The following is a 20,058-nucleotide window of genomic DNA, read 5'->3' on the forward strand; positions in this document are numbered from 1 at the left end:
CGATTCGGACACGGCACCCCGGGTGGGTGGTTCTCCCCCGCGGGGGGCCTAGTGTGGTTCGCCGTGAGCAAGCGACGGAAGACCCCCCGGGTTGCGGATCCGAACAAGAAGCCGAAGGTGCGCGACATCTTCGTACCCAGGCCCTTCGAGGGACTGGCCGACGAGCCGGAGTGGATCGCGCTGCGCGAGCTGGTCCCGGCCGCCTCGGCCCCGCTGCGCCTGAAGCCCGAGTACGCGGAGAAGTACGGCGACCGCCCGGTGACGCTGTCGACGGTGCTGCCGATGGCCTGGCCGGCGATGACCCGCTCGGACGGCCGGGTGTTCGTCGGCCTGCAGCGGCACGTGCAGTCGGGCGACGTGTCGCGCGACCTGGCGGTGGCGATCCTCAGCGCGCTGCAGACCGAGCCCGGCGGCACGGTCGCGGTGCCGGCGCTGCCCGGCGAGGGCGAGCGCCTGCAGGACATCCTCGACGACGGCCCGCTGGACATCACGGTGCACGAGGGCTTCGAGTACTGGCTGGACGAGTCCCAGGCCGACGACCCGAACGTGAAGGCGTCGCTGGAGCGCGCCAACGCGTCGATCTACCCGACGGTGCGCCTGTCGGCCGCGAACGCCGCGTACTGGTGCCGGGTGCCCGACAAGGGCCACGTGCGCTGGGTGCTGCCGGACGAGGAGGACGCCGCCCTGAACGCCCTGGCGCGGGTGTCCGGCGCGGGCGAGCTGCTGCTGGGCGAGAACACCAAGTTCGCGGGCATGTTCCGGGCGCACGGCCTGCTCGTGCCCGTCTGGGACATCCCGCACGAGCCGGAGGCCGCCGACTGGGAGGCCCCGCTGGCGGACTTCGCGAAGCGGTACGCCGCCGCGCTGGCCGACACCGCCCCGCTCGACGCGGCCGCCCGCCGCGCCAAGCAGGGCCTGCTCGGCCGCCAGCTCACCCTGCGCTGAGCGGGGCGCGGGCGACGGGGCAGCTCATGCACCGCGGGCCGCCCCGTCCGGAGCCCAGCTCGGAGCCCGCGATCCGGATGACCTCGATGCCGGCGCGTTCGAGCTGGGCGTTGGTCTCGATGTTGCGCTCGTAGGCGACGCAGAGCCGCGGGGCGATGGCCAGGGTGTTGTTGCCGTCGTCCCACTGCTCGCGTTCCGCGGTGACCGGGTCGAGCCCGGTGTCGATGAGGCGCAGCCGCTCGATGCCCATCGCCTCGGCGGCGGCGGCCAGAAACGGCTTCGGGCCCGCCACGTCGATCTCGCCGTCGTCGCCGGCCGTCACCGTCCAGGCCGTGAGGGAGTCGGCGATGGCCGGGTACATGACCACGGCGTCGACGTCGACCATCGTGCAGACGGTGTCGAGGTGCATGGTGGCGCGTTCCTGCGCGATCGGCACGGCGAGGATGGTGTGGGCGGCGCCCGCGGCGAACACCTGCCGGGCGAGCCGCTCGGCGCCGGCCGGGGTGGTGCGCTCGCCGACGCCGACGGCGAGCACGCCCGGGGCGAGCAGCAGCACGTCGCCGCCCTCGACGTGCTCCATCGCCGGGGCGTACAGCGGCTGGATGCCCGCGAACCGCGGGTGGTGCCGGTAGATCGCGTCGGTGAGGGTGGTCTCGCGCCGGCGGGCGGGCATCGCCAGGCTGGTCACGGCCACCCGGTCGCGGATCCAGACGCTGCTGTCGCGGGTGAACAGCAGGTTGGGCAGCGGGTCGATGACGAAGTCGTGCGGGTCCATCATGGCGTAGACGAGGCCGCGGGGGCCGCCGCCGCCCTGCTGGATCTCGCGGTGGGCCAGGCCCGACATGAGCACGGTGGCGAGGCCCTCGGCGTCCAGCCCCACGATGTGGTCGGTGATGCGGCGGCGCAGGGCGTCGCCGAGGCGCGGGTCGGCGAGCGCGGCCGCGGTCAGCTCCTCGCGGGCCCGCGGCACGGCGAGCGTCTCGGCGAGCAGCCGTCCAAGGTGGAGGACCTCGACGCCGTGGGAGCGCAGCGCCTCGGCGAACGCGTCGTGCTCCTCCTGGGCGCGGCCGACCCACGGAATCCCGTCGAACAGGAGCGAATCGTTGTTGCGGGGTGTGAGACGCATCAACTCCGGGCCCGGACGATGCAGCAGGACGGTGCCCAACCGGCTAACTTCACTGTCGACGTATGGGGTCACCATCGGAGCGTAAGCCGACGGGATGCACGATGCGGGAAAAGTTCGCTGCGTGAATGCGGCATTCATCCCGGGTCATTCGCCCGTCATTCCGGCCCCACGTCTTGCTTCCGTAGGGGGTCGAACACTTACGGTAGGCACAGAGAGCCCGTCTGACCTTTTGCCGGAGGTCGCAGTGACTGTCTTCCCCGTTCGCCGTGTCGTACCCCCGACGTCCCGAGTCCTACCCACTCCCGCCCCCGCTCCCGCACCCGTCCCGCAGCGCGCGAAGCCGACCGCGCAGCCGCCGGCGACGGTCGGCGGGGCGGTCGAGCCGTTCCGGCCGGGGCCGATGGACTGGGCCCGCCGCCGCCGCGCCGAGCGTGGCGCGCGCCGCCTGGAGGCCGCCGGGGCGCGGGCGCTGACCCGCCTCGACCGGCTCGGCCCCGCCTGGCACATCGTCGACTGGCCGCGCACCGACCCGGCCCAGCTGCACTGGTCCGACGCCGACGCGGACGAGCGGGCCGGCTTCCTGGCCATCGGGCCGGGCGGCGTCTTCGCCGTCACCGTCGCCGACCACGGCCGCTCCCGGGTGCTCATCGCCGGCGACGTCGTGCAGATCAACGGCAAGCGCCCGCCGTACGTGTCCGAGGCGCGCCGCGACGCCAAGCGCGCCGGCCGGGCCATGTCCGCCGCCGTCGGCCTGACCGTGCCGGTGACCCCGGTGCTGACGTTCGTCGGCAACGGCGTGATCAGCGTCCACGGCCTGCCCCGCGACTGCCTCGTCGCCACCGACCGCGAGCTCGACCGCCTCCTGGTGGCCGGCGGCGCCCGGATCAGCCCGGTCACCGCGAGCAAGCTCACGGCCGTCGCCAGCCAGCCCGCGACCTGGATGAACACGTCCTACCGGGCCGGCGGCGACTACCGGTGGCAGGAGCCGGGCCGAACGGCCGCTGACAAGCGTCCGCCCCGCCGGTAACGTCTTCCCCGGTGCACCGTTTCCGCCGGCGGCGCACCAGCCGTCACGCCAACCGGGGGCACACCGGCCCCCGCGGGCGTCACGACTTGCCGGCGCGGTACTCCAGGGAGGTGTTGGTGGCGCACGTCGAGCTCTCGCTCTCGGGCGCGTTCGTGCCGCAGGCGCGCACGCCCGCCGAGGCCGAATTCACCACCGGCATCGACCGCTGGACCGCCACCGTCGCCGCCGCCGCCGAGCCGTGCCTGGTCATCGACTTCACGACCACGATCCTGGCCATCTCGGGCTCGTGCAGCCGCCTGCTCGGCCTGGGCGACGCGCAGGACCTGGTCGGCGAGCCGCTGCTCGGCGGCTCCCTGCGCCTCATCGACTTCACCGCGGGGCGCGGCGAGCTGGCCGACCCCGAGACCGAGAAGATCCCGCCGCTCATGGCGCTCACCACCCAGCGGCTGGCCCGCGGCCTCATGCGGGTCCAGCCCGGCCATGACGACGCGGACATCACGGTCGACGCCATCGCCACCCCGCTCTGGATCAACGAGCAGGTCGCGGCGTCGCTCACGTTCTTCTCGCAGGTCTGATCGCCCGGCATCGTCCGGTCGGATGATCCACCGCCCGGCGGCGCAACCCGGCCGGATGTGGTGATCAACGCACCGTGCAACGGTTGGGCCACGTGAACGATGCTCGTAATGTTCTCGGCATGCTCGATCTCGACCTGCTCCAGGAGGACTACGCGGTGTGCCGGTTCCCGGCCGGCACCGACGTGGCGCGCCTCCTCGCCGCGGGTCCGGACGACAAGGCCCTGCTGTCGGTGACGTGGACGCCCGACGAGATCTCGGTGATCTGCCCCGCCGACCGGGCCCCCGAGGGCGCCACCGTCGAGACCCCGTGGCGCTGCCTGCGCGTCGCCGGCCCGCTCGACCTGGCCCTCACCGGCATCCTGGCGTCGCTGACCGCGCCGCTCGCCGCCGCCCGGGTGAACGTCTTCGCGTTCTCCACGTACGACACGGACTATCTGCTGGTACCCGCGGTGCGCGTCACGGAGGCCGTCGACGCGCTCGTCGCCGCCGGCCACCGCGTGAATGCCTGACCACCGGGTCGGCACCGCACAGCGCTTCCACATCGGACCGCTCTAGCATGGCGCGCGTGAGAGCCCGTACCGTCGCCTGCTGCCTGGTGCTGCTGTCCGCCGCCGGCGGCTGCGGGGTGCCGCCCGAGCTGCGCGGCGCCGACAGCCCGCCGCGCCCCAGCGCCTCCGCGGTGCCGTCCGCCGGCCCGTCCGCGCCCGCCTTCTTCCCCGACCCGGCGCTGCCGCCGCCCGGGTTCACGCAGTTCCCCGTGCCGCCGCCGGTCGTGCCCACCCGGCTCGGCACCCGCCCGGCGTCGCCGTCGCCCAGCGCCACCCGCTGCACCGGCGGGCCCACCGCCACGCAGGTGCTGGAGGTCGTCCGCACCGCACCCGGCGTGCCGTCGAACCCGGGGCTGCGGGTCACCTCCGGGCCGTACTGCACCGACGGCTGGCAGTACGCCCGCATCGGGTACGCGGCCACGCCCGCCCCCGAGCCGCTGCTGGTGGTGACCCGCGGGCGGCCCAGCGAGCTGCGGCTCATCGAGATCGGCACCGACGTGTGCAGCCCCGTGGTGGAGGCCAACGCACCAGCCGCGATCCGCGCTTTGGCCTGCGACTGATCGGCGCCCGCCGGTTAGGGTCGAGGTCATGGTGGCGCAGGCGAGCAGGCTGAAGAACGTCCGGTACGACATCCGCGGGCCGGTGCTGCGCCGCGCCCAGGACCTGGAGGCCGCCGGTCACCGCATCCTGAAGCTGAACCTGGGCAACCCGGAGCCGTGGGGGCTGAACGCGCCCGAGTCGATGCTCCAGGACGTGGTGCACAACCTGACCCAGGCGCAGGGCTACAGCGACGCCCGCGGCATCTACCCGGCCCGCGTCGCCGTCGCGCAGTACTACCAGACCCTCGGCATCAAGGACTGCTCGCCCGACGACGTGTTCCTCGGCAACGGCGTCAGCGAGCTCATCGTCATGTCGATGCAGGCGCTGCTCAACGCGGGCGACGAGGTGCTCGTGCCCAGCCCCGACTACCCGCTCTGGACGGGCGCGGTGTCACTGTGCGGCGGCAGGGCGGTCCACTACCGCTGCGACGAGTCCGAGGGGTGGGCGCCCGACGTCGAGCACGCCGCCGCCCAGATCACCGAGAACACCCGGGCCATCGTCATCATCAACCCGAACAACCCGACCGGCGCCGTCTACTCGCGCGAGACCCTGCTCGGGCTGCTGGAGCTGGCCCGCCGGCACGACCTGCTCGTCGTCACCGACGAGATCTACGACAAGATCCTGTACGACGGCGCGGTGCACCACTGCGCGGCCGCGCTCGCCCCCGACCTGGTCGTGCTGACGATGAGCGGGCTGTCGAAGACGTACCGGGCGGCGGGGTTCCGGTCCGGCTGGCTGGTCGTCAGCGGCCCGAAGTCCGCCGCGGACGAGTACCTGGAGGGCCTGCAGCTGCTGGCCAACATGCGGCTGTGCCCGAACGTGCCCGCGCAGCACGCGGTGCAGCAGGCGCTCGGCGGCTACCAGAGCATCAACGAGCTGATCCGCCCCGGCGGCCGCCTGTACGAGCAGCGCAACCACGCCTGGGAGCAGCTCACCGCGATCCCCGGCGTCGACTGCTTCAAGCCGGCCGGCGCCCTGTACCTGTTCGCGCGGCTCGACCCGGACGTGCACAAGATCCACGACGACCAGAAGATGATCATCGACCTGCTCGACCAGCAGCACATGCTGCTGTCGCACGGCACGGGCTTCAACCTGCCCACGTCCGACCACCTGCGCATGGTGTTCCTCGCGCCGGTCGAGGTGCTCGACGACGCCGTCGGGCGGCTGCGCCGCTTCCTGGCCTCGTACCGCCAGTAGGCTGCGGGGCATGTCCACCCGCTTCGTCTACCTCGGCCCCGAGGGCACGTTCACCGAGCAGGCGCTCCGCCTGATCCCCGAGGCCGCCGACGCGGAGCGGGTGCCCGTGCGCAGCGTGCCGGAGGCGCTCGACGCCGTCCGCTCCGGCGAGGCCACTGCGGCTGTCGTGCCCGTGGAGAACTCGGTCGGCGGCGCGGTGGCGGTCACCCTCGACGAGCTGGCCGCCGGCTCGCCGCTGGTCATCACCCGCGAGGTCGTGCTGCCGGTCGACTTCGTGCTCGGCGCCCGCCCCGGCGTCGCCCTCGCCGGCGTGCGCACCGTGGCCGCGCACCCGCAGGCGTCCGCCCAGTGCCGCTCGTGGCTGCGCACCGCCCTGCCGGACGCCGCCGTCACCGACGTGCTGTCGAACTCGGCCGCCGCCATCAGCGCCGCCGACGGCTCGTTCGACGCGGCCATCTGCGCCCCCATCGGCGCCGCCCGCTACGGGCTGACCGTGCTGGCCGAGAAGATCGCCGACAACCCCGACGCGGTGACCCGCTTCCTCATGGTCACCCGGCCCGCGCCGCCGCCGGAGCCCACCGGCGACGACGTGACCTCGCTGGCCGTGTTCATCGCCCACGACCGGGTCGGCGCCCTGCTCGCCGTGCTCACCGAGTTCGCCGTGCGCGGCGTCAACCTGACCCGCATCGAGTCCCGCCCCACCGGCGAGCAGCTGGGCGTCTACATCTTCCTGTTCGACTGCACCGGCCACGTCGCCGAGCCGCGGATGGGCGAGGCGCTGCAGGGCATCCGCCGCCTCGCCGACCGCGTCACGTTCCTCGGCTCGTACCCCCGGCACCGCTTCTCCGGCGGCTCGCCGGTTCCGCCCCCACCGGGCCAGTCGGACGCCGACTTCGCCGACGCCGCCACCTGGCTGACGAAGATCAGAGCAGGCGACCTGAGCTGACCGGCGGCCCGGCGTCGGCCTTCACCTCAATCAAAAATCTGGTTCAGCAAGCCGCTGCTGCCGCTGGACTGCTGCTGGGCGCCCGCCGCGAACCCCGCCGGCGGCTCCTCCGACGGCTGCACGACGACGAACCCCTGCCCGGCGAACGTCATCGTGAACGCCTCGCCGGTGCGCCGCCCGAGCAGCGTGCCGATGCCCAGCTGCTCGGCCCGGTGGTAGCCGGTCTGCAGGTTCGCCGACCAGCAGATGGCGGCCTGCGGGTCCACGTAGGTCGGCGCGTCCACGTTGAGCACCACGGGGGTGCCCTTGGTGGTGACGGCGATCCGGCCGTGGCCGCTGAACACGCAGTTGAACAGGCCGGCGTTGGACATCATGCCGGCGCCCTGGACCATCTTGATGTCGTAGTTGAGGGTGGAGTCGAAGGCCAGCACGTTGGAGCCGTTGATGGACAGCGCGTCGCCCGGCTCGAGGTCGATGAGGTGCACGTCGGCGGCGTTCTCGGCGAGGAAGACGTCGCCGCGGCCGGAGAGCTTCATCAGCGGGACGCCCTCGCCGGTGAGCTTCTGCTTGAGGAACTTGCCGAGGCCGCCGGAGCCGAGCGCCTGGAACTGCACCTGGCCCTGGTAGGCGACCATCGAGCCGGTGCGGGCCATGGCCTCGCCGTTCAGTTCGATCTTCAGCATCTTGGAGTTCTGCAGCCGCATGCCCGGCTGGTGCGACTCCTTCTCCAGGTTCTCGGCGGAAAAGAGCTCGCTGCGCAAAGGGACCCCTCCAGTGACTGTCGTGTGATCCCAGCGTAGGGACCCGGCGCTAGCCCCAGCCGAGTTCGTGCAGGCGGGTGTCGTCGATGCCGAAGTGGTGGGCGATCTCGTGGACAACGGTCACGGCCACCTCGTCGACCACGTCGTCCTCGCTGTCGCAGAGGCGCAGGGTGGGGCCGCGGTAGATGGTGATGCGGTCGGGCAGCACGCCGGCGTAGTCCCAGCCGCGCTCGGTGAGGGCGTAGCCCTCGTAGAGGCCGAGCAGGTCGCTCTCGCCGGGCGGCGATTCGTCCTCGACGAGGATGACGACGTTGTTGAGCAGGCTCATCAGCTCGGTGGGCACCTCGTCGAGGGCTTCGCCGACGAGCTCTTCGAATCGTTCGCGGGTCATCTCGACGGGCACGCCACCCATTCTGCCGCGCGGGCGGAACGGGTGGCGTGACGCGTGTGTCAGACCAGCCGGGCGTTGAGGCTGATCTCGGCGCCGGGCGACAGCAGGCGCGAGATCGGGCAGTTCTCCTTGGCGCCGTCGGCGATCTTCTGGAAGTCCGCGGCGTCGATGCCGGGGACGTCGCCGACGCTCTCCAGGGCGATCCGGGTGACGGTCATCCCGGCGTCGGTCTTGTCCAGGTGGACCTGGGCGGTGGTCTCGACCGAGGTGGGCGTGAAGCCCGCGTCGGCGAGGCCCTTCGAGAAGGCCATGCTGAAGCAGCCGGCGTGCGCGGCGGCGATCAGCTCCTCGGGGTTGGTCCCCTCGCCCTCCTCGAACCGGGACTTGAACGAGTAGTTGCCGGACAGGCCGCCCTTGCCGGTGCGGACCGTGCCCGTGCCCTCGGTGAGATTGCCTTCCCACCGGGCGGAAGCAGAACGAATTGGCATGTCACCGACGCTAGTCCATGCCGCCCGGCGGGGACACCGGAGCCGGGTTCATGTGACCGGGTGGCCGGGAGTCGTGCGGCGCGGCCATGATGGGGGGCATGTCGTCCGACGCTGCGCCGGCAGCTCAGGAGTCCGTGCCGCCGCCCGCCACCCTCGAGTTCGGTGACGAGCCGCGGGGCGGGCCGGGCCGGCGCTGGGTGGCCGGCCTGCGCGACGACCCGCGCCTGGCGCCGGTGGCCGCCGGGCTGGGCGGGGTGGCGCTGGTGCTGTCGGTGCTGTCGGAGTGGCAGGTCACGTCGGTCACCGGCGGGCTGTTCGGCGGCGGCGAGGACGAGCCGGTGGACGCCCGGCCGCTGACGACGGGCATCGGCGACCTGGGCGGCTGGACCGCCGGATACGTCGCGGGGCTCGTCGTGCTGGTGGCCGCGGTGACGGTGCTGCTGTTCGGGCCGCGGGCGGGGCGGGCGTACGCGCGGCTGGTGACCCTGAGCACCGCGGGCGTGCTGGCGGTGGTGCTGCTGGCGCTGAGCGGCCCGCTGGCCGACACGAGCTTCGCGCTGCCGGTGTTCCTGACGTACGACGTGCCGGAGGGCCGCTACGAGATCGCCCGCGGCCGGGGCGTGTGGTGCGCGCTGGCCGGGGTGCTGATCCTGGCGTTCGCCGCCTGGCTGAGCCGGACGCCGGCCGCGCCCGCCACCGCCGCGGCCGCCGCGGAGGAGCCCGCCGACGACGCCGCCGAGGACTGGCCGTGGCGCCGCCCGGGCGGTGCGCCGGCCGCGGACGGCGAGCGCCCCGAGGAGCCGGCCGACCTGACCGTCGGGCCCGCCACGCCGTTCACGCCGCTGCCCGGTGACCGGGACACCACGGACGACGGCGCCTGGCGGGGACCGGGACGGCATATCGGATGAACGGCCGCACGCGCCGCCGGTAGGCTCGACAACCGTGATTGACCTGCGCCTGCTCCGAGACGAGCCCGACCGCATCCGCGACAGCCAGCGCAAGCGCGGCGAGTCGACCTCCGTGGTGGACGACCTGCTGAGCGCCGACGAGCGCCGGCGGGCCGCGGTGCAGTCCTTCGAGGCCGTGCGCGCGGAGCAGAAGTCGCTGGGCAAGCAGGTCGCGCAAGCCAAGGGCGACGAGCGGGCGGCGCTGCTCACCCGTACCAAGGAGCTGTCGGGCGAGGTCAAGGCGGCCGAGGCGGCCGTGACCGAGGCCGAGGCGGTCCTGCGCCGGGCGCAGTTCGCGGTGCCGAACCTGGTCGAGGACGGGGTGCCCGAGGGCGGCGAGGACGACTTCGTCGTGCTGCGCGAGGTCGGCACGATCCCGGACATCGAGAAGCCCCGCGACCATCTGGAGATCGGCGAGGCGCTCGGCGCCATCGACACCGAGCGCGGCGCGAAGGTGTCGGGCTCGCGGTTCTACTACCTGACCGGGGTCGGCGCGCTGCTCCAGCTCGGCCTGCTGCAGATGGCGATCGCCCAGGCCGTCGAGCACGGGTTCACGCCGTCGATCACGCCGGTGCTGGTGAAGCCGGAGTCGATGGAGGGCACCGGCTTCCTGGGCGCCCACGCGAGCGAGATCTACCGGCTGGAGGCCGACGACCTGTACCTGGTCGGCACGTCGGAGGTGGCGCTGGCGGCGTACCACTCGAACGAGATCATCGACCTGGAGCAGCCGGCGCGGTTCGCCGGCTGGTCGTCGTGCTTCCGCCGCGAGGCCGGCTCGCACGGGCGCGACGTGCGCGGCATCCTGCGCGTGCACCAGTTCGACAAGGTCGAGATGTTCTCGTTCTGCCGGCCGGAGGAGGCCCTCGCCGAGCACCGGAAGCTGCTGGCGATGGAGGAGGAGATGCTGGCCAAGGTCGAGATCCCGTACCGGGTGATCGACGTGGCGGCCGGCGACCTCGGCTCCAGCGCGGCCCGCAAGTACGACTGCGAGGCGTGGGTGCCGTCGCAGCAGCGCTACCGCGAGGTCACGTCGACATCGAACTGCACCACGTTCCAGGCGCGGCGGCTCAACATCCGCTACCGCGACGCCGACGGCAGGCCGCAGACGGCGGCCACGCTGAACGGCACCCTGGCGACGACCCGCTGGCTGATCCCGATCCTGGAGAACCACCAGCAGCCGGACGGCTCGGTGCGGGTGCCGAAGGCCCTCCAGCCGTACCTGGGCGGCCGCGACGTCCTCGAACCCCGCCGCTAACGAGAAGGCCACCGGACGGCTACCTGAAGTCATGGTCGCAGGTAGCCGGGCCGGTGTAACGTTTTCCTTCCGCCCTCCGCGGGGGTTCACCACCCTCGGAGGTACGCATGGCTCTCCAGCCCGGTCTGCCGAAGCTCGTCGCGACCGACCTCGACGGCACCCTCGTCCGCAGTGACGACACCGTGTCCGCGTACACCCATGCCGTGCTGGACCGGGTGCGGTCCGCCGGGATCCGCGTCGTCGGCGCCACCGGGCGCGGCCCGCGGCTCACCGAGCTCACCCGCAACGACATCCGCGCCGCCGACTACCTGGTGATGGCCGGGGGTGGGCGCGTGGTCGACCAGTCCGACCCGGCGGCGGCGCCGATGGTGCTGCGCGACGAGCGGCTGCCCGCCGCCGTGCTCAGCCGGCTGGTCGCGGACCTGGAGGCCGTGGTCGGCCCGATGACCGTGATGGTGGAGGCGCTCGACGGCCACGACGAGCCGCTGTGGGGCGACCTGGACCCGACGTGGCGCTACCCGGAGGCCGTGCGGGCGCGGGCGCGCGCCGACTGCCTGTCGTGCGACGTCATCAAGGCGTTCGCCCGGTCGCCGCGGCACTCCGTGGACGAGCTGCTGGCCATCGCCCGCGAGGTCGTGCCGGTGGAGGTGGCGTCGGTCACGCAGGCGGGCCTCGACTTCCTGGAGATCACGCCGCCCGGGGTGGACAAGGGCACCGGACTGGCGGTCGTCACGCAGTCGCTCGGGGTGGACCCGGCGGACGTGCTGGTCTTCGGCGACATGCCCAACGACCTGCCGATGTTCGCCTGGGCGGGCTGGGGCCGGGTGGCGGTGGCGAACGCCCACACCGAGGTGCGCGCCGCGGCCGACGAGCTGACCCTGACCAACGACGAGGACGGGGTGGCGGTCTATCTCGACCGGCTACTGTCGAGGTGATGCCTGACTTGCCGCGCCTGGTCGCCACCGACATCGATGGCACCCTCATCCGCTCCGACCGGACCCTGAGCCGCCGCACGGCCGACGTCCTGGACAAGATCACCGCCGGGGGCACCCCCGTCGTGATCGTGACGGGCCGCCCGGTGCGCTGGCTGGCCCAGCTGTACGACCAGATGCACGAGCCGCTGCCCGCGGTGTGCGCGAACGGGGCCGTCGTCTACGACCCGGACACCGACTCCGTGCTGCGGGCGGCGCCGCTGGACTCGGAGCTGCTCGTCGACGTGGCGCGGCGGCTGCGGGACGCCGTGCCGGACGTGGTGCTGGCCGTCGAGGTGGAGGACGGGCGCGGCTTCGCGCACGAGTCGGCGTGGCCGCTGCACCCCGACGACGAGCGTCACGGCGTGCGGGCCATCTCGTCGCCGGAGGAGCTGACCAGCGTGCCGGCGGTGAAGCTGCTGGCCCGCGCCGCCCAGCACGACGACCCGGACGCGTTCGTCGAGGTGGTCAGCGCGTCGCTCGGCGGCATCGCGGAGACGACGCACTCGTCGTTCTCGGGCCTGGTCGAGATCTCCGCGGCCGGCGTGACGAAGGCGGCCGGGCTGGCGTGGCTGTGCGAGCGCGAGGGCATCGACGCCGCCGAGGTGCTGGCGTTCGGCGACATGCCCAACGACGTGCCGATGCTGAGCTGGGCGGGCCGGGGCGTCGCGATGGGCAACGCCCACCCCGCCGCCCGCGCGGTCGCCGACGAGGTGACGGCGACGAACGACGAGGACGGCGTGGCCGCGTACCTCGAAAGGCTGTTCGGGGTCTAGAGGTACTGGCCGGTGGCGTGGCCGTCGCCGTCGCCGCCGGGCTGGGGCCGCCCCGGCATGCCGGGGACCATGCCGCCGGGACCCACCGGCAGGGCGGGCCGGCCGCCGCGCATCTGCTCCAGCTGGAGCCGGGCCGCCATCTGCTGGGCGACGAGCGCGGCCTGGATGCCGTGGAACAGCCCCTCCAGCCAGCCGACGAGCTGGGCTTGGGCGATGCGCAGCTCCGCCTCGCTGGGCGCCTCGGCGTCGAACGGCAGGGACAGCCGCTCCAGCTCCTCGCGCAGCTCGGGGGCGAGGCCGTCCTCCAGCTCGACGATGGAGCGCTGGTGGATCTCGCGCAGGCGGTGGCGGCTCTTCTCGTCGAGCGGGGCGGCCTTGACCTCCTCGAGGAGCTGCTTGATCATGCTGCCGATCCGCATGACCTTGGCGGGCTGCTCGATGAGGCTGCCCGGGTCCTCGGGGGCGACGTTGCCGTCCGCCTCGACCGTGCCCATCGGGCGCCCGTCCGGGCCCACGACGATGACGGTGCCGGACTCGTCCTGCTCGTTCGGAGTGCGGGGTGCCTCGGTCATGCGACCCATCTTCCCGCACCCGGGCCAACCATTCGCACCGCCGTCCGAGTGCCCTGCTTCACATTCCGATTAGCGAATTTTATTACTCATTGACGGGCTCTGGCGGGCCGGTCAAGATCGCTCCGGGTCGCGCGGCGACTCCGATGTGTGCTGGTCTTGATCCAAGGTGTGAACGACGTGGCGCAGTACAACCGGCGGCAGGCCCTGCTCCTCGCGGGCGGCCTGGCGGCCGCCACCGCCTCCTGCTCGTCCGGGCCCGGGACCACCGGCGCCCCGCCGCCCGACCGGCTGAGAATCGGCCTGCTCGCCCCGCTCGGCGGGCCGCTGAAGGCTGTCGGCGAGGAGCTGGCCAACGGCTTCCGGCTCTATCTGGAGCAGAACGGCGGCCGGCTCGGCGGCAGCGCGATCGACCTCGTGCCCGCCGACGAGGGCGACACCATCGCCGACGGCGTCGCCGCGCTGAGGAAGCTGCTCGGCGACGGCGTCGCGGCGGTCGCCGGCGTGGCGAACTCTGCGCTGCTCGCCGGCGCCGCCGCTGACATCGACAGGGCTCGCGTGCCCGTGCTCGCCGCCAACGGCGTCCCCGAGACGCTCCAGGGCGCCACCTACCTGTGGGCCACGTCGTACGCGGAACACGAGCCCGGCGTCGCCCTCGGCCCGCTCGTCGCGCGGCAGGTCGCGCCGGGCCGCGCGGTCGCCGTCGTCGCCCCGTCCACAGCCTCCGGCGACGACGCGGTCAACGGCTTCAAGTTCGCCTTCGGCCCGGCCGACCGGCGCATCCGCGGCACCACGATCCGCACCCCCGCCGGCACCCGCGACTTCACCGGGCCGGTCGGGCGCATCCTGCGGATGGACGCCGCCGCCGTGTACTGCACGTACGCCGGCGACGCGGCCACCGGGTTCGTCCGGGCGCTGCGGGCGGCCGGGTCGCGGGCGGCCGTCTTCGGGCCGGGCGGGCTCACCGACGACGCCGTGCTCGCCGAGGTCGGCGAGCGCTCGCTGGGCATCCGCACCGCCCAGAACTACTCGGCCGACCTGACGAACGAGGTGAACAAGCGCTTCACCGCCGCGTACCGGCGCGCCCACGGCCACGCGCCGTCCGCCGCCGCCGTCGGCGCGTACGACGCCGCGCACGTCATCGACCGGGCGCTGCGGCTCGGCGGGGCGGCGGCGCCCGCCGAGCGCATCTACTTCGGGCTCGACGCGGTCGGGCAGGTGGAGAGCCCGCGCGGGGTGTGGCAGTTCAACCTGGTCCGGACGCCGCTGCAGCGCTGGTACCTGCGCGAGGTCCGGCGCGACGGGACGCTGCTGTCGAACGTCACCGTGAACGAGCTGACGACGCTCGGCTGACGCTCAGGCCCGCAGCTCGGCCACCGCGCACTTGACGCTGCCGCCGCCGCGCTTGAGCTCGCCCAGCTCGACCGGCACCGGCTCGTAGCCCGCCGCGCGCAGCTTGCCCGCCATGCCGGTGGCCTCGGTGTTCAGCACGACGTGCCGGCCGTCGCCGACCAGGTTGAGCCCGAACGCCTCGGCGTCCGCGCGGTCGGCGAGCACCGCGTCCGGGAACAGCTGGCGCAGCACCCGCTGCGACGCCGGCGAGAATGCCTCCGGGTAGTAGACGACGTTGGCGTCGTCGAGCGCGGCCAGCGCCGTGTCCAGGTGGTAGTAGCTGGCGTCCACCAGGTGCAGGGAAACGACCGGGCGGCCGAGCACGTCCTGGGCCTCGGCGTGCGCCGCCGGCTCGGTGCGGAAGCCGTAGCCGGCGAGGATCAGGCCGCCGTACGCGCCCGGCAGGTACGCGAAGTCGCCCTCGCCCTCGTTGACGTGGTGCGGCTCGCGGAAGTCCCAGGCGCCGCCGGCGTAGAACGCGCGGTGGAACGCGGCCTCCGGGGCGCGCTGCGGGTGCCGGAAGCGGGCCCCGTAGACGACGCCGTCGACGCTGAACGCCCCGTTCGCCGCGAACACCATGTCCGGCAGGCCGGGTTCCGGGTCGAGCGTGTGCACGGTGTGGCCCAGGTCGGTGAGCGCGTCGCGCAGCTGCTCCCACTGCTTGAGCGCCAGGCCGCCGTCGACGGCCACGGACGGGTCCATCCACGGGTTGATGGCGTACTCGACCGTGAAGTGCCGCGGCGGGCACATCAGGTATGTCCGGGTACGCGGCATACGCTCCTGGTGCGTCATGGTCACCAAGGCTAGGTACGCTTCGGCTGCCGAAACAGCTCGAAGTCTTGCCCATCGGAGGCGAATCGTTGCGGATGGACCCCGTCGACCAGCGGATCGTTGCGTTGCTCGTGGCCGACGCGCGCGCCTCTTACGCGGACATCGGCGCCAAGGTGTCACTGTCCGCACCGGCCGTGAAGCGACGCGTCGATCGGTTGCGCGCCGCGGGCGTCATCCGCGGGTTCACGGCGGTGATCGACCCGGCCGCCGTCGGCTGGACCACAGAGGCGTTCGTCGAGCTGTACTGCACCGGCCGCACCACGCCCGCGCAGATCACCGTGGCGACCAAGCGGCACCCCGAGGTCGTCGGCGCGTACACGGTCTCCGGGCAGGCCGACGCGCTGGTGCACCTGCGCGCGGCCGACATCGCCCACCTGGAGCAGGCCCTGGAGCGGCTGCGCGCCGAGCCGTTCGTCACGTCCACGCGCAGCATGGTCGTGCTGTCCCGGCTCATCGAGAACCCGACGTCCGTGCCGGGCTGACGTTCCACGTGGAACCACCGGCCGGGTGGCGCCGTCTCACGCACCATGCCTAGCCGCCCGCTCGTAGCGCCTCTCGCCGTGCTGGTGCTCGCCACCGGCTGCACCGCCGCACCCACTCCCGACCCCACCGCGCCGGAGCCCGCCGGGCGGGACGCGCCCGCGATCCGCCTGGTCAGCTACGAGCCGGACTGCCGCCGGCTGACCGAGGAGCTGCGCAAGGCCGCCCAGGAGAGCGTCGGCCCGTGGGGCTTCGACGGCGGGGGCTACGACATCGGCATCCCCGAGGCCGCCTCGGCCGACGCCGTCGGCGGGCGCGCCATGCGGGCCGGGCCGGCGCCGTCCGGCTACTCCCGCACCAACAACCACGAGGCCGGCGCCGACGAGCCCGACATGGTGAAGACCGACGGCCGCCGCATCCTCGTCACCGACCGCGGCGTGCTGCGCGTCGTCGACACCGCGAGCCGCCGCCAGACCGCCGAGCTCGACCTCGGCATCGGCGACGCCCAGGCCGACCTGCTGCTCGCCGGCGACCGGGCACTCGTGCTCGCCACCACCTACGGCGGCGGCGCCGCGTTCGACGGGCCGGCCGTCAGCAGCCGCATCGCCGGCCGCGGCACGACCAAGGTGCTCCAGATCGACCTCACCGGGCAGCCGCGCGTCACCGGCAGCTACTCGATCGACGCGTCCCTGGTCGACGGCCGGATGACCGGCACCACCGCCCGCGTCGTCGTGCGCAGCGTGCCCCGCATCCCCACCCGCGACGTGCCCGACTCCGCCGGCGACCGCGAGCGCATCGCCGCCCACCGCAAGGCCATCGGCACCGCGCCGATCGACGCCTGGCTGCCGCGCTACCGCGCCGGCGACCGTACCGGGCGCGTGCCCTGCGACGCCGTGCGCACCCCGCCCGTGTTCTCCGGCGGCTCGCTCGTCACCGTGCTCACGTTCGACCTCGCCGCCGACCTCGGCGACGGCGCCCCCGTCACCCTCGCCGCCGACGGCGACACCGTCTACGGCACCACCACCAGCCTGTACGTCGCCCACGACGAGAGCTGGCGCGGCTGGCGGCGGTCGGGCGGCTGGTCCACCGACACCGACCTGTTCCGCTTCGACATCACCGGCCCCCGCGCCGAGTACCGCTCCGCCGGCCGCGTCCCCGGCCGGCTCATCAACCAGTACGCGCTCAGCGAGCACGACGGCCACCTGCGCGCCGCCACCACCACCGGCTGGGGCGACGACAGCGAGTCACGGGTGACCGTGCTGCGCCTCGACGGCGGATCGTTGCGCAAGGTCGGCAGCGTCGGCGGCCTCGGCAAGACCGAACAGATCCACGCCGTCCGGTTCCTCGGCGACCGCGGCTACGTCGTCACGTTCCGCCAGACCGACCCGCTGTACGCCCTCGACCTGCGCGACCCCGCCCGGCCCCGGGTCACCGGCGAACTGAAGATCCCCGGCTACTCCGCCCACCTGCAACCCATCGGCGACGACCGCCTCGTCGGCATCGGCCAGGACGCCGACGAACGCGGCGGCCAGCTCGGCGCCCAGGTGTCCCTGTTCGACGTCGCCGACCCGGCCCGCCCGGCCCGGCTCGCCCAGCACCGCGTCCGCGACGCCTCCTCCGAGGCCGAGTGGAACCCGCACGCCGTGCTGTGGTGGCCCGCCACCAGCCTGCTCGTCGTGCCCGTCCACCAGTACACCGAGACCGCCAGCCGCAGCACCGCGCTGGCCCTGCGCGTCGGCCCCGACGGCCTCACCAAGGCCGGGGAGATCACCCACCCCGGCACCCTCGGCGACTCCGACCCGGCGATCCGCCGCACCCTCGTCGTCGGCGACGTGCTGTGGACCGTGTCCGACCACGGCATCCAGGCCAACGACCTGGCCGGCCTCGACCGGCTGGCCTGGCTGGCGTACTAGAGGTACATGCCGGTGCGGTGCGCGTCGTCCTTCTGCGGCGCGGGCGGCTTGTCACCCTCGCCGAAGAACCGCTTCCCGCCGAACTCGCCGTGCAGGCGGTCGTCCAGCTCGTCCGCGAGCCCCGTCATGACCTGCACGGCGAGCATCAGGTGCGTCGCCTGGAAGTTGCGCCCGAACACCGGGATCGACGCCCACACCGTGTCGCCCGTGCAGTACAACCGGCCGATCGGCATCCGGTTCGTCAGCTCCGACAGCTTCACGTACAGCTGCTCCGTCGGCTCCACCTCGGTCAGGATCGGCGAGAACACGTCCACCAGCGGCGGGTTGTCGCGCACCCGCACGAACACCATCGCCGACCCGGCCCGGATGCCCACGTCGCCGTCGCCGTCCACCTGCAACTGGTCGACTGTCGTCTTCGACATCGTCGCCACCACCGCGCGCACCCGCTCGTCCAGCGGGATCTCCTCCGCGGCGTTCGCCAGCGCCGCCGACAGCGTCCCGTCGACACCCAGCGAATCCAGGTCGACCTCGAGCATCGGCTCGTGCCGCGCCGTCCCCAGCGGGGCCGTGTCGATCGGCTCGTCCTCCTCGTCGTGCACCAGGTACACGAGGAACGCGGGGTGCGGCGCCCCGTACACGTCGCGCAGCGTGCGCGCCACCAGCGCCGCCGTCCGCTGCGCGTTGTCGACGGTCGTCCGCAGCCCGAACGAGTCACCCGACCCCGGCACCACCCCCGGCGGCGACCAGCCCAGCGCCACCAGGTCCGCCACCGCCGCCCGGTCCATCCGGAACCCCTCGGGCAGCGCCGCGTTGCCGACGGCCAGCGCGTCCACCGAACGCCCCTCGCCAATCTTCAACGACACCGAGTACACCGCGTCCCCGGTCCCCGACGCCGTCGGGTCGAGCGTCAGATCGACGTGCGCCCCCTCCGGCAACGTGGGCAGCAACGCGGCGAGCGCCGCCGCGAACTCCCGCCACGCATCGGTCACCTTCGCGCGCAGATCCGCGGTCGTGGGCTCGTCGAGCAGCACCGCGTCCTGCGCGCCACCACCCGGCGCCGCCGCCGCGGACTCGTCTGCCGTCATGATCGCCTCCGTCCGTCAGCCACACCCTATCCACCGGCTGGGCTGTGCGGCAGGCAGCGCCTAACCCGCCGCGGGCGGATCCCAGGCCAACGCCAGCTCCGTCAGCCGGCCGCCGGCCGCCTGCGGGTCAGCGCCCCGCCCGACGGCGACCCCGAGCAGGTACGCCGTGACGGGCGCACCCGGGCGCAACACCCCGCGGGCCACGTCGCGGGCCAGGTCGAGCACGAGGGGAACGGGCACGTCAGCGGGGTCGAGGCCTAGTTCGGCACAGGCGGCGGCGACCCACTCGGGCATCCCGTCGGGCCAGCCCCGGGCGGCGCCGCCGCTGGGCGCGGCAGGTTCGGTGCCGGCGGCCGGGTCGCTGCCCGGTTCCGTGTTGGTGCCGGGTCCCGCGTTGGTGCCGCCTGCCGGGTCGGTGCCGGCCGCCGCGTCGCTGCCCGGTCCTGCCTCGGTGCCGGCGGTCGGGTCGGTGCCGGCAATCCGGTCCTCCCGCTCGCCGCCTTCCGCGGCCGCGGCGGCGGGGGTCGTCATCGGGCCCATTCCTCGGCGGTGCGCAGGTCGTCGTCGGTGTCGCAGTCGAACCACGGCGGCGGGCCGGGCCGGCGCCACGACACCTCCGCCACGTGCAGCGCCTCGAACAACTCGCGCGCCGACGCCCCGTCCAGCGTTCCCCGGGCCGCCTTGACGTGCTCGACCGCCCGCCGCAGCGCCGGCGCCCGCCACACCCCGCACAGCATCTGCCGCCGGCCGTCGGTGTCGCGGTACACGGCGCCGTCCATCGGGGCACCCTCCACCGTCAGGCGCAGCACGTCGACGGCCTCGCCGGTCAGCAGCGGCAGGTCCGCCGCCAGCAACGCGATCAGCGCCACGTCCTCCGGCACCAGCGCCAGGCCCGCGGCGGTCGCGGCCACCGGGCCGCCGCCGGCCGGCTTCTCGCGGGTGCTCTGCACGGGTACGGGCAGGTCAGGCGGCACCGGCCCCACGACGACACGGGGCTCCGCGTCACCGACGGCCGCGAGCACACGGCTGAGCATCGACTGCCCGGCGACCGGGAGGGCAGGCTTGTCCGCGCCCCCCATGCGCCGTGCCGCGCCGCCGGCAAGCACCACCGCTGCGAATCCCGCCACGCACGTACCGTATCCCGCGCCGCAAGCAGCCGACTCCGCACGGCAACCCCACACCCCGAACAGGTCGGCCACGCGTCCCGGGCCGGGACGCTGCTCGACGGCTTGACG

The 20,058-nt window shown here is 73.8% G+C and carries 23 protein-coding genes; 14 read left to right on the forward strand and 9 right to left on the reverse strand.

The window, feature by feature from the left end:
* The first annotated feature begins 63 nt into the window (after window positions 1-63).
* Window positions 64-945, forward strand: a complete 882-nt coding sequence (locus Sya03_RS09360) for a DUF5926 family protein (protein ID WP_203937824.1) — start codon at window positions 64-66, stop codon at window positions 943-945.
* On the opposite strand, the gene Sya03_RS09365 is transcribed toward Sya03_RS09360, so the two are convergent.
* The gene (locus Sya03_RS09365) at window positions 932-2,143 is read right to left on the reverse strand and encodes an arginine deiminase (RefSeq protein ID WP_203937825.1); all 1,212 of its coding nucleotides are present in this window, start codon (window positions 2,141-2,143) and stop codon (window positions 932-934) included. The genes Sya03_RS09360 and Sya03_RS09365 overlap by 14 nt on opposite strands.
* A gap of 172 nt (window positions 2,144-2,315) precedes the next feature.
* Here Sya03_RS09365 and Sya03_RS09370 point away from each other — a divergent pair, with 172 nt between their 5' ends.
* The 6 genes from Sya03_RS09370 (at window position 2,316) to pheA (ending at window position 6,964) form a co-directional block, all read left to right on the forward strand.
* Complete coding sequence (locus tag Sya03_RS09370) at window positions 2,316-3,098, forward strand: hypothetical protein (RefSeq protein ID WP_203937826.1); 783 nt, start codon at window positions 2,316-2,318, stop codon at window positions 3,096-3,098.
* A 116-nt stretch (window positions 3,099-3,214) separates the two neighbouring features.
* Window positions 3,215-3,673, forward strand: a complete 459-nt coding sequence (locus Sya03_RS09375) for a hypothetical protein (protein WP_203937827.1) — start codon at window positions 3,215-3,217, stop codon at window positions 3,671-3,673.
* 119 nt (window positions 3,674-3,792) lie between these two features.
* On the forward strand, window positions 3,793-4,182 hold the full coding sequence (locus tag Sya03_RS09380; RefSeq protein WP_203937828.1) for an ACT domain-containing protein: 390 nt from the start codon (window positions 3,793-3,795) through the stop codon (window positions 4,180-4,182).
* Between the two features lie 56 nt (window positions 4,183-4,238).
* Window positions 4,239-4,781, forward strand: coding sequence for a hypothetical protein (locus Sya03_RS09385; protein ID WP_203937829.1), 543 nt, complete (start codon window positions 4,239-4,241; stop codon window positions 4,779-4,781).
* Between the two features lie 28 nt (window positions 4,782-4,809).
* Window positions 4,810-6,018 (forward strand): pyridoxal phosphate-dependent aminotransferase, encoded by a 1,209-nt coding sequence (locus tag Sya03_RS09390; protein WP_203937830.1) that lies wholly within the window; start codon window positions 4,810-4,812, stop codon window positions 6,016-6,018.
* A gap of 10 nt (window positions 6,019-6,028) precedes the next feature.
* The gene (gene pheA, locus Sya03_RS09395; protein WP_203937831.1) at window positions 6,029-6,964 is read left to right on the forward strand and encodes a prephenate dehydratase; all 936 of its coding nucleotides are present in this window, start codon (window positions 6,029-6,031) and stop codon (window positions 6,962-6,964) included.
* 26 nt (window positions 6,965-6,990) lie between these two features.
* Here the strand turns inward: pheA and Sya03_RS09400 are convergent, their stop codons facing one another.
* The 3 genes from Sya03_RS09400 to Sya03_RS09410 are packed head-to-tail and all read right to left on the reverse strand — an operon-like array spanning window position 6,991 to window position 8,604.
* Entirely contained in the window at window positions 6,991-7,725 is a 735-nt protein-coding gene (locus Sya03_RS09400; protein ID WP_203937832.1) for an AIM24 family protein, read from the reverse strand.
* A gap of 49 nt (window positions 7,726-7,774) precedes the next feature.
* Window positions 7,775-8,128 (reverse strand): metallopeptidase family protein, encoded by a 354-nt coding sequence (locus Sya03_RS09405; protein ID WP_203937833.1) that lies wholly within the window; start codon window positions 8,126-8,128, stop codon window positions 7,775-7,777.
* Window positions 8,129-8,175: 47 nt separating this feature from the next.
* Entirely contained in the window at window positions 8,176-8,604 is a 429-nt protein-coding gene (locus Sya03_RS09410) for an OsmC family protein (protein ID WP_203937834.1), read from the reverse strand.
* A gap of 98 nt (window positions 8,605-8,702) precedes the next feature.
* On the opposite strand from Sya03_RS09410, the gene Sya03_RS09415 reads away from it, so the two are divergent.
* The 4 genes from Sya03_RS09415 (at window position 8,703) to Sya03_RS09430 (ending at window position 12,553) form a co-directional block, all read left to right on the forward strand.
* Entirely contained in the window at window positions 8,703-9,512 is an 810-nt protein-coding gene (locus Sya03_RS09415; RefSeq protein WP_203937835.1) for a hypothetical protein, read from the forward strand.
* 34 nt (window positions 9,513-9,546) lie between these two features.
* Complete coding sequence (gene serS, locus Sya03_RS09420; protein WP_203937836.1) at window positions 9,547-10,806, forward strand: serine--tRNA ligase; 1,260 nt, start codon at window positions 9,547-9,549, stop codon at window positions 10,804-10,806.
* A 107-nt stretch (window positions 10,807-10,913) separates the two neighbouring features.
* Window positions 10,914-11,741 carry an HAD family hydrolase gene (locus Sya03_RS09425; protein WP_203937837.1) on the forward strand — a complete coding sequence of 276 codons (828 nt, stop codon included), beginning with the start codon at window positions 10,914-10,916 and terminating at the stop codon, window positions 11,739-11,741.
* Complete coding sequence (locus Sya03_RS09430; RefSeq protein ID WP_203937838.1) at window positions 11,741-12,553, forward strand: HAD family hydrolase; 813 nt, start codon at window positions 11,741-11,743, stop codon at window positions 12,551-12,553. Before Sya03_RS09425 ends, Sya03_RS09430 begins: the two co-directional genes overlap by 1 nt.
* Here the strand turns inward: Sya03_RS09430 and Sya03_RS09435 are convergent.
* Entirely contained in the window at window positions 12,550-13,134 is a 585-nt protein-coding gene (locus Sya03_RS09435; RefSeq protein WP_239107254.1) for a bacterial proteasome activator family protein, read from the reverse strand. The genes Sya03_RS09430 and Sya03_RS09435 overlap by 4 nt on opposite strands.
* 168 nt (window positions 13,135-13,302) lie before the next feature.
* Here Sya03_RS09435 and Sya03_RS09440 point away from each other — a divergent pair, with 168 nt between their 5' ends.
* Window positions 13,303-14,475 carry an ABC transporter substrate-binding protein gene (locus Sya03_RS09440; RefSeq protein WP_203937840.1) on the forward strand — a complete coding sequence of 391 codons (1,173 nt, stop codon included), beginning with the start codon at window positions 13,303-13,305 and terminating at the stop codon, window positions 14,473-14,475.
* Between the two features lie 3 nt (window positions 14,476-14,478).
* Here the strand turns inward: Sya03_RS09440 and ddaH are convergent, their stop codons facing one another.
* The gene (gene ddaH, locus Sya03_RS09445; RefSeq protein WP_203937841.1) at window positions 14,479-15,306 is read right to left on the reverse strand and encodes a dimethylargininase; all 828 of its coding nucleotides are present in this window, start codon (window positions 15,304-15,306) and stop codon (window positions 14,479-14,481) included.
* A gap of 68 nt (window positions 15,307-15,374) precedes the next feature.
* Between ddaH and Sya03_RS09450 the strand changes: the two genes are divergently transcribed.
* Window positions 15,375-15,827 carry an Lrp/AsnC family transcriptional regulator gene (locus Sya03_RS09450; RefSeq protein ID WP_203937842.1) on the forward strand — a complete coding sequence of 151 codons (453 nt, stop codon included), beginning with the start codon at window positions 15,375-15,377 and terminating at the stop codon, window positions 15,825-15,827.
* A gap of 78 nt (window positions 15,828-15,905) precedes the next feature.
* Window positions 15,906-17,738, forward strand: coding sequence for a beta-propeller domain-containing protein (locus Sya03_RS09455; RefSeq protein ID WP_239107257.1), 1,833 nt, complete (start codon window positions 15,906-15,908; stop codon window positions 17,736-17,738).
* On the opposite strand, the gene Sya03_RS09460 is transcribed toward Sya03_RS09455, so the two are convergent.
* The 3 genes from Sya03_RS09460 to mobA form a co-directional block, all read right to left on the reverse strand.
* Complete coding sequence (locus Sya03_RS09460) at window positions 17,735-18,823, reverse strand: T3SS (YopN, CesT) and YbjN peptide-binding chaperone 1 (RefSeq protein ID WP_203937844.1); 1,089 nt, start codon at window positions 18,821-18,823, stop codon at window positions 17,735-17,737. The genes Sya03_RS09455 and Sya03_RS09460 overlap by 4 nt on opposite strands.
* 60 nt (window positions 18,824-18,883) lie before the next feature.
* The gene (locus Sya03_RS09465; protein ID WP_203937871.1) at window positions 18,884-19,117 is read right to left on the reverse strand and encodes a DUF6457 domain-containing protein; all 234 of its coding nucleotides are present in this window, start codon (window positions 19,115-19,117) and stop codon (window positions 18,884-18,886) included.
* Window positions 19,118-19,350: 233 nt separating this feature from the next.
* The gene (gene mobA, locus Sya03_RS09470; protein WP_203937845.1) at window positions 19,351-19,950 is read right to left on the reverse strand and encodes a molybdenum cofactor guanylyltransferase; all 600 of its coding nucleotides are present in this window, start codon (window positions 19,948-19,950) and stop codon (window positions 19,351-19,353) included.
* Between the last annotated feature and the right edge of the window lie 108 nt (window positions 19,951-20,058).

This window comes from Spirilliplanes yamanashiensis (assembly GCF_016863475.1).
Taxonomy (GTDB): Bacteria; Actinomycetota; Actinomycetes; order Mycobacteriales; family Micromonosporaceae; genus Spirilliplanes; species Spirilliplanes yamanashiensis.

Bases quoted from the DNA above. Each gene is read 5' to 3' on its own strand.
- Sya03_RS09380 (WP_203937828.1), top strand. From the start codon at position 3,793: ATGCTCGATCTCGACCTGCTCCAGGAGGACTACGCGGTGTGCCGGTTC.
- Sya03_RS09390 (WP_203937830.1), top strand. From the start codon at position 4,810: ATGGTGGCGCAGGCGAGCAGGCTGAAGAACGTCCGGTACGACATCCGC.
- pheA (WP_203937831.1), top strand. From the start codon at position 6,029: ATGTCCACCCGCTTCGTCTACCTCGGCCCCGAGGGCACGTTCACCGAG.
- Sya03_RS09410 (WP_203937834.1), bottom strand. From the start codon at position 8,604: ATGCCAATTCGTTCTGCTTCCGCCCGGTGGGAAGGCAATCTCACCGAG.
- Sya03_RS09415 (WP_203937835.1), top strand. From the start codon at position 8,703: ATGTCGTCCGACGCTGCGCCGGCAGCTCAGGAGTCCGTGCCGCCGCCC.
- Sya03_RS09425 (WP_203937837.1), top strand. From the start codon at position 10,914: ATGGCTCTCCAGCCCGGTCTGCCGAAGCTCGTCGCGACCGACCTCGAC.
- Sya03_RS09430 (WP_203937838.1), top strand. From the start codon at position 11,741: ATGCCTGACTTGCCGCGCCTGGTCGCCACCGACATCGATGGCACCCTC.
- Sya03_RS09435 (WP_239107254.1), bottom strand. From the start codon at position 13,134: ATGGGTCGCATGACCGAGGCACCCCGCACTCCGAACGAGCAGGACGAG.
- ddaH (WP_203937841.1), bottom strand. From the start codon at position 15,306: ATGACGCACCAGGAGCGTATGCCGCGTACCCGGACATACCTGATGTGC.
- Sya03_RS09460 (WP_203937844.1), bottom strand. From the start codon at position 18,823: ATGACGGCAGACGAGTCCGCGGCGGCGGCGCCGGGTGGTGGCGCGCAG.
- Sya03_RS09465 (WP_203937871.1), bottom strand. From the start codon at position 19,117: ATGCCCGAGTGGGTCGCCGCCGCCTGTGCCGAACTAGGCCTCGACCCC.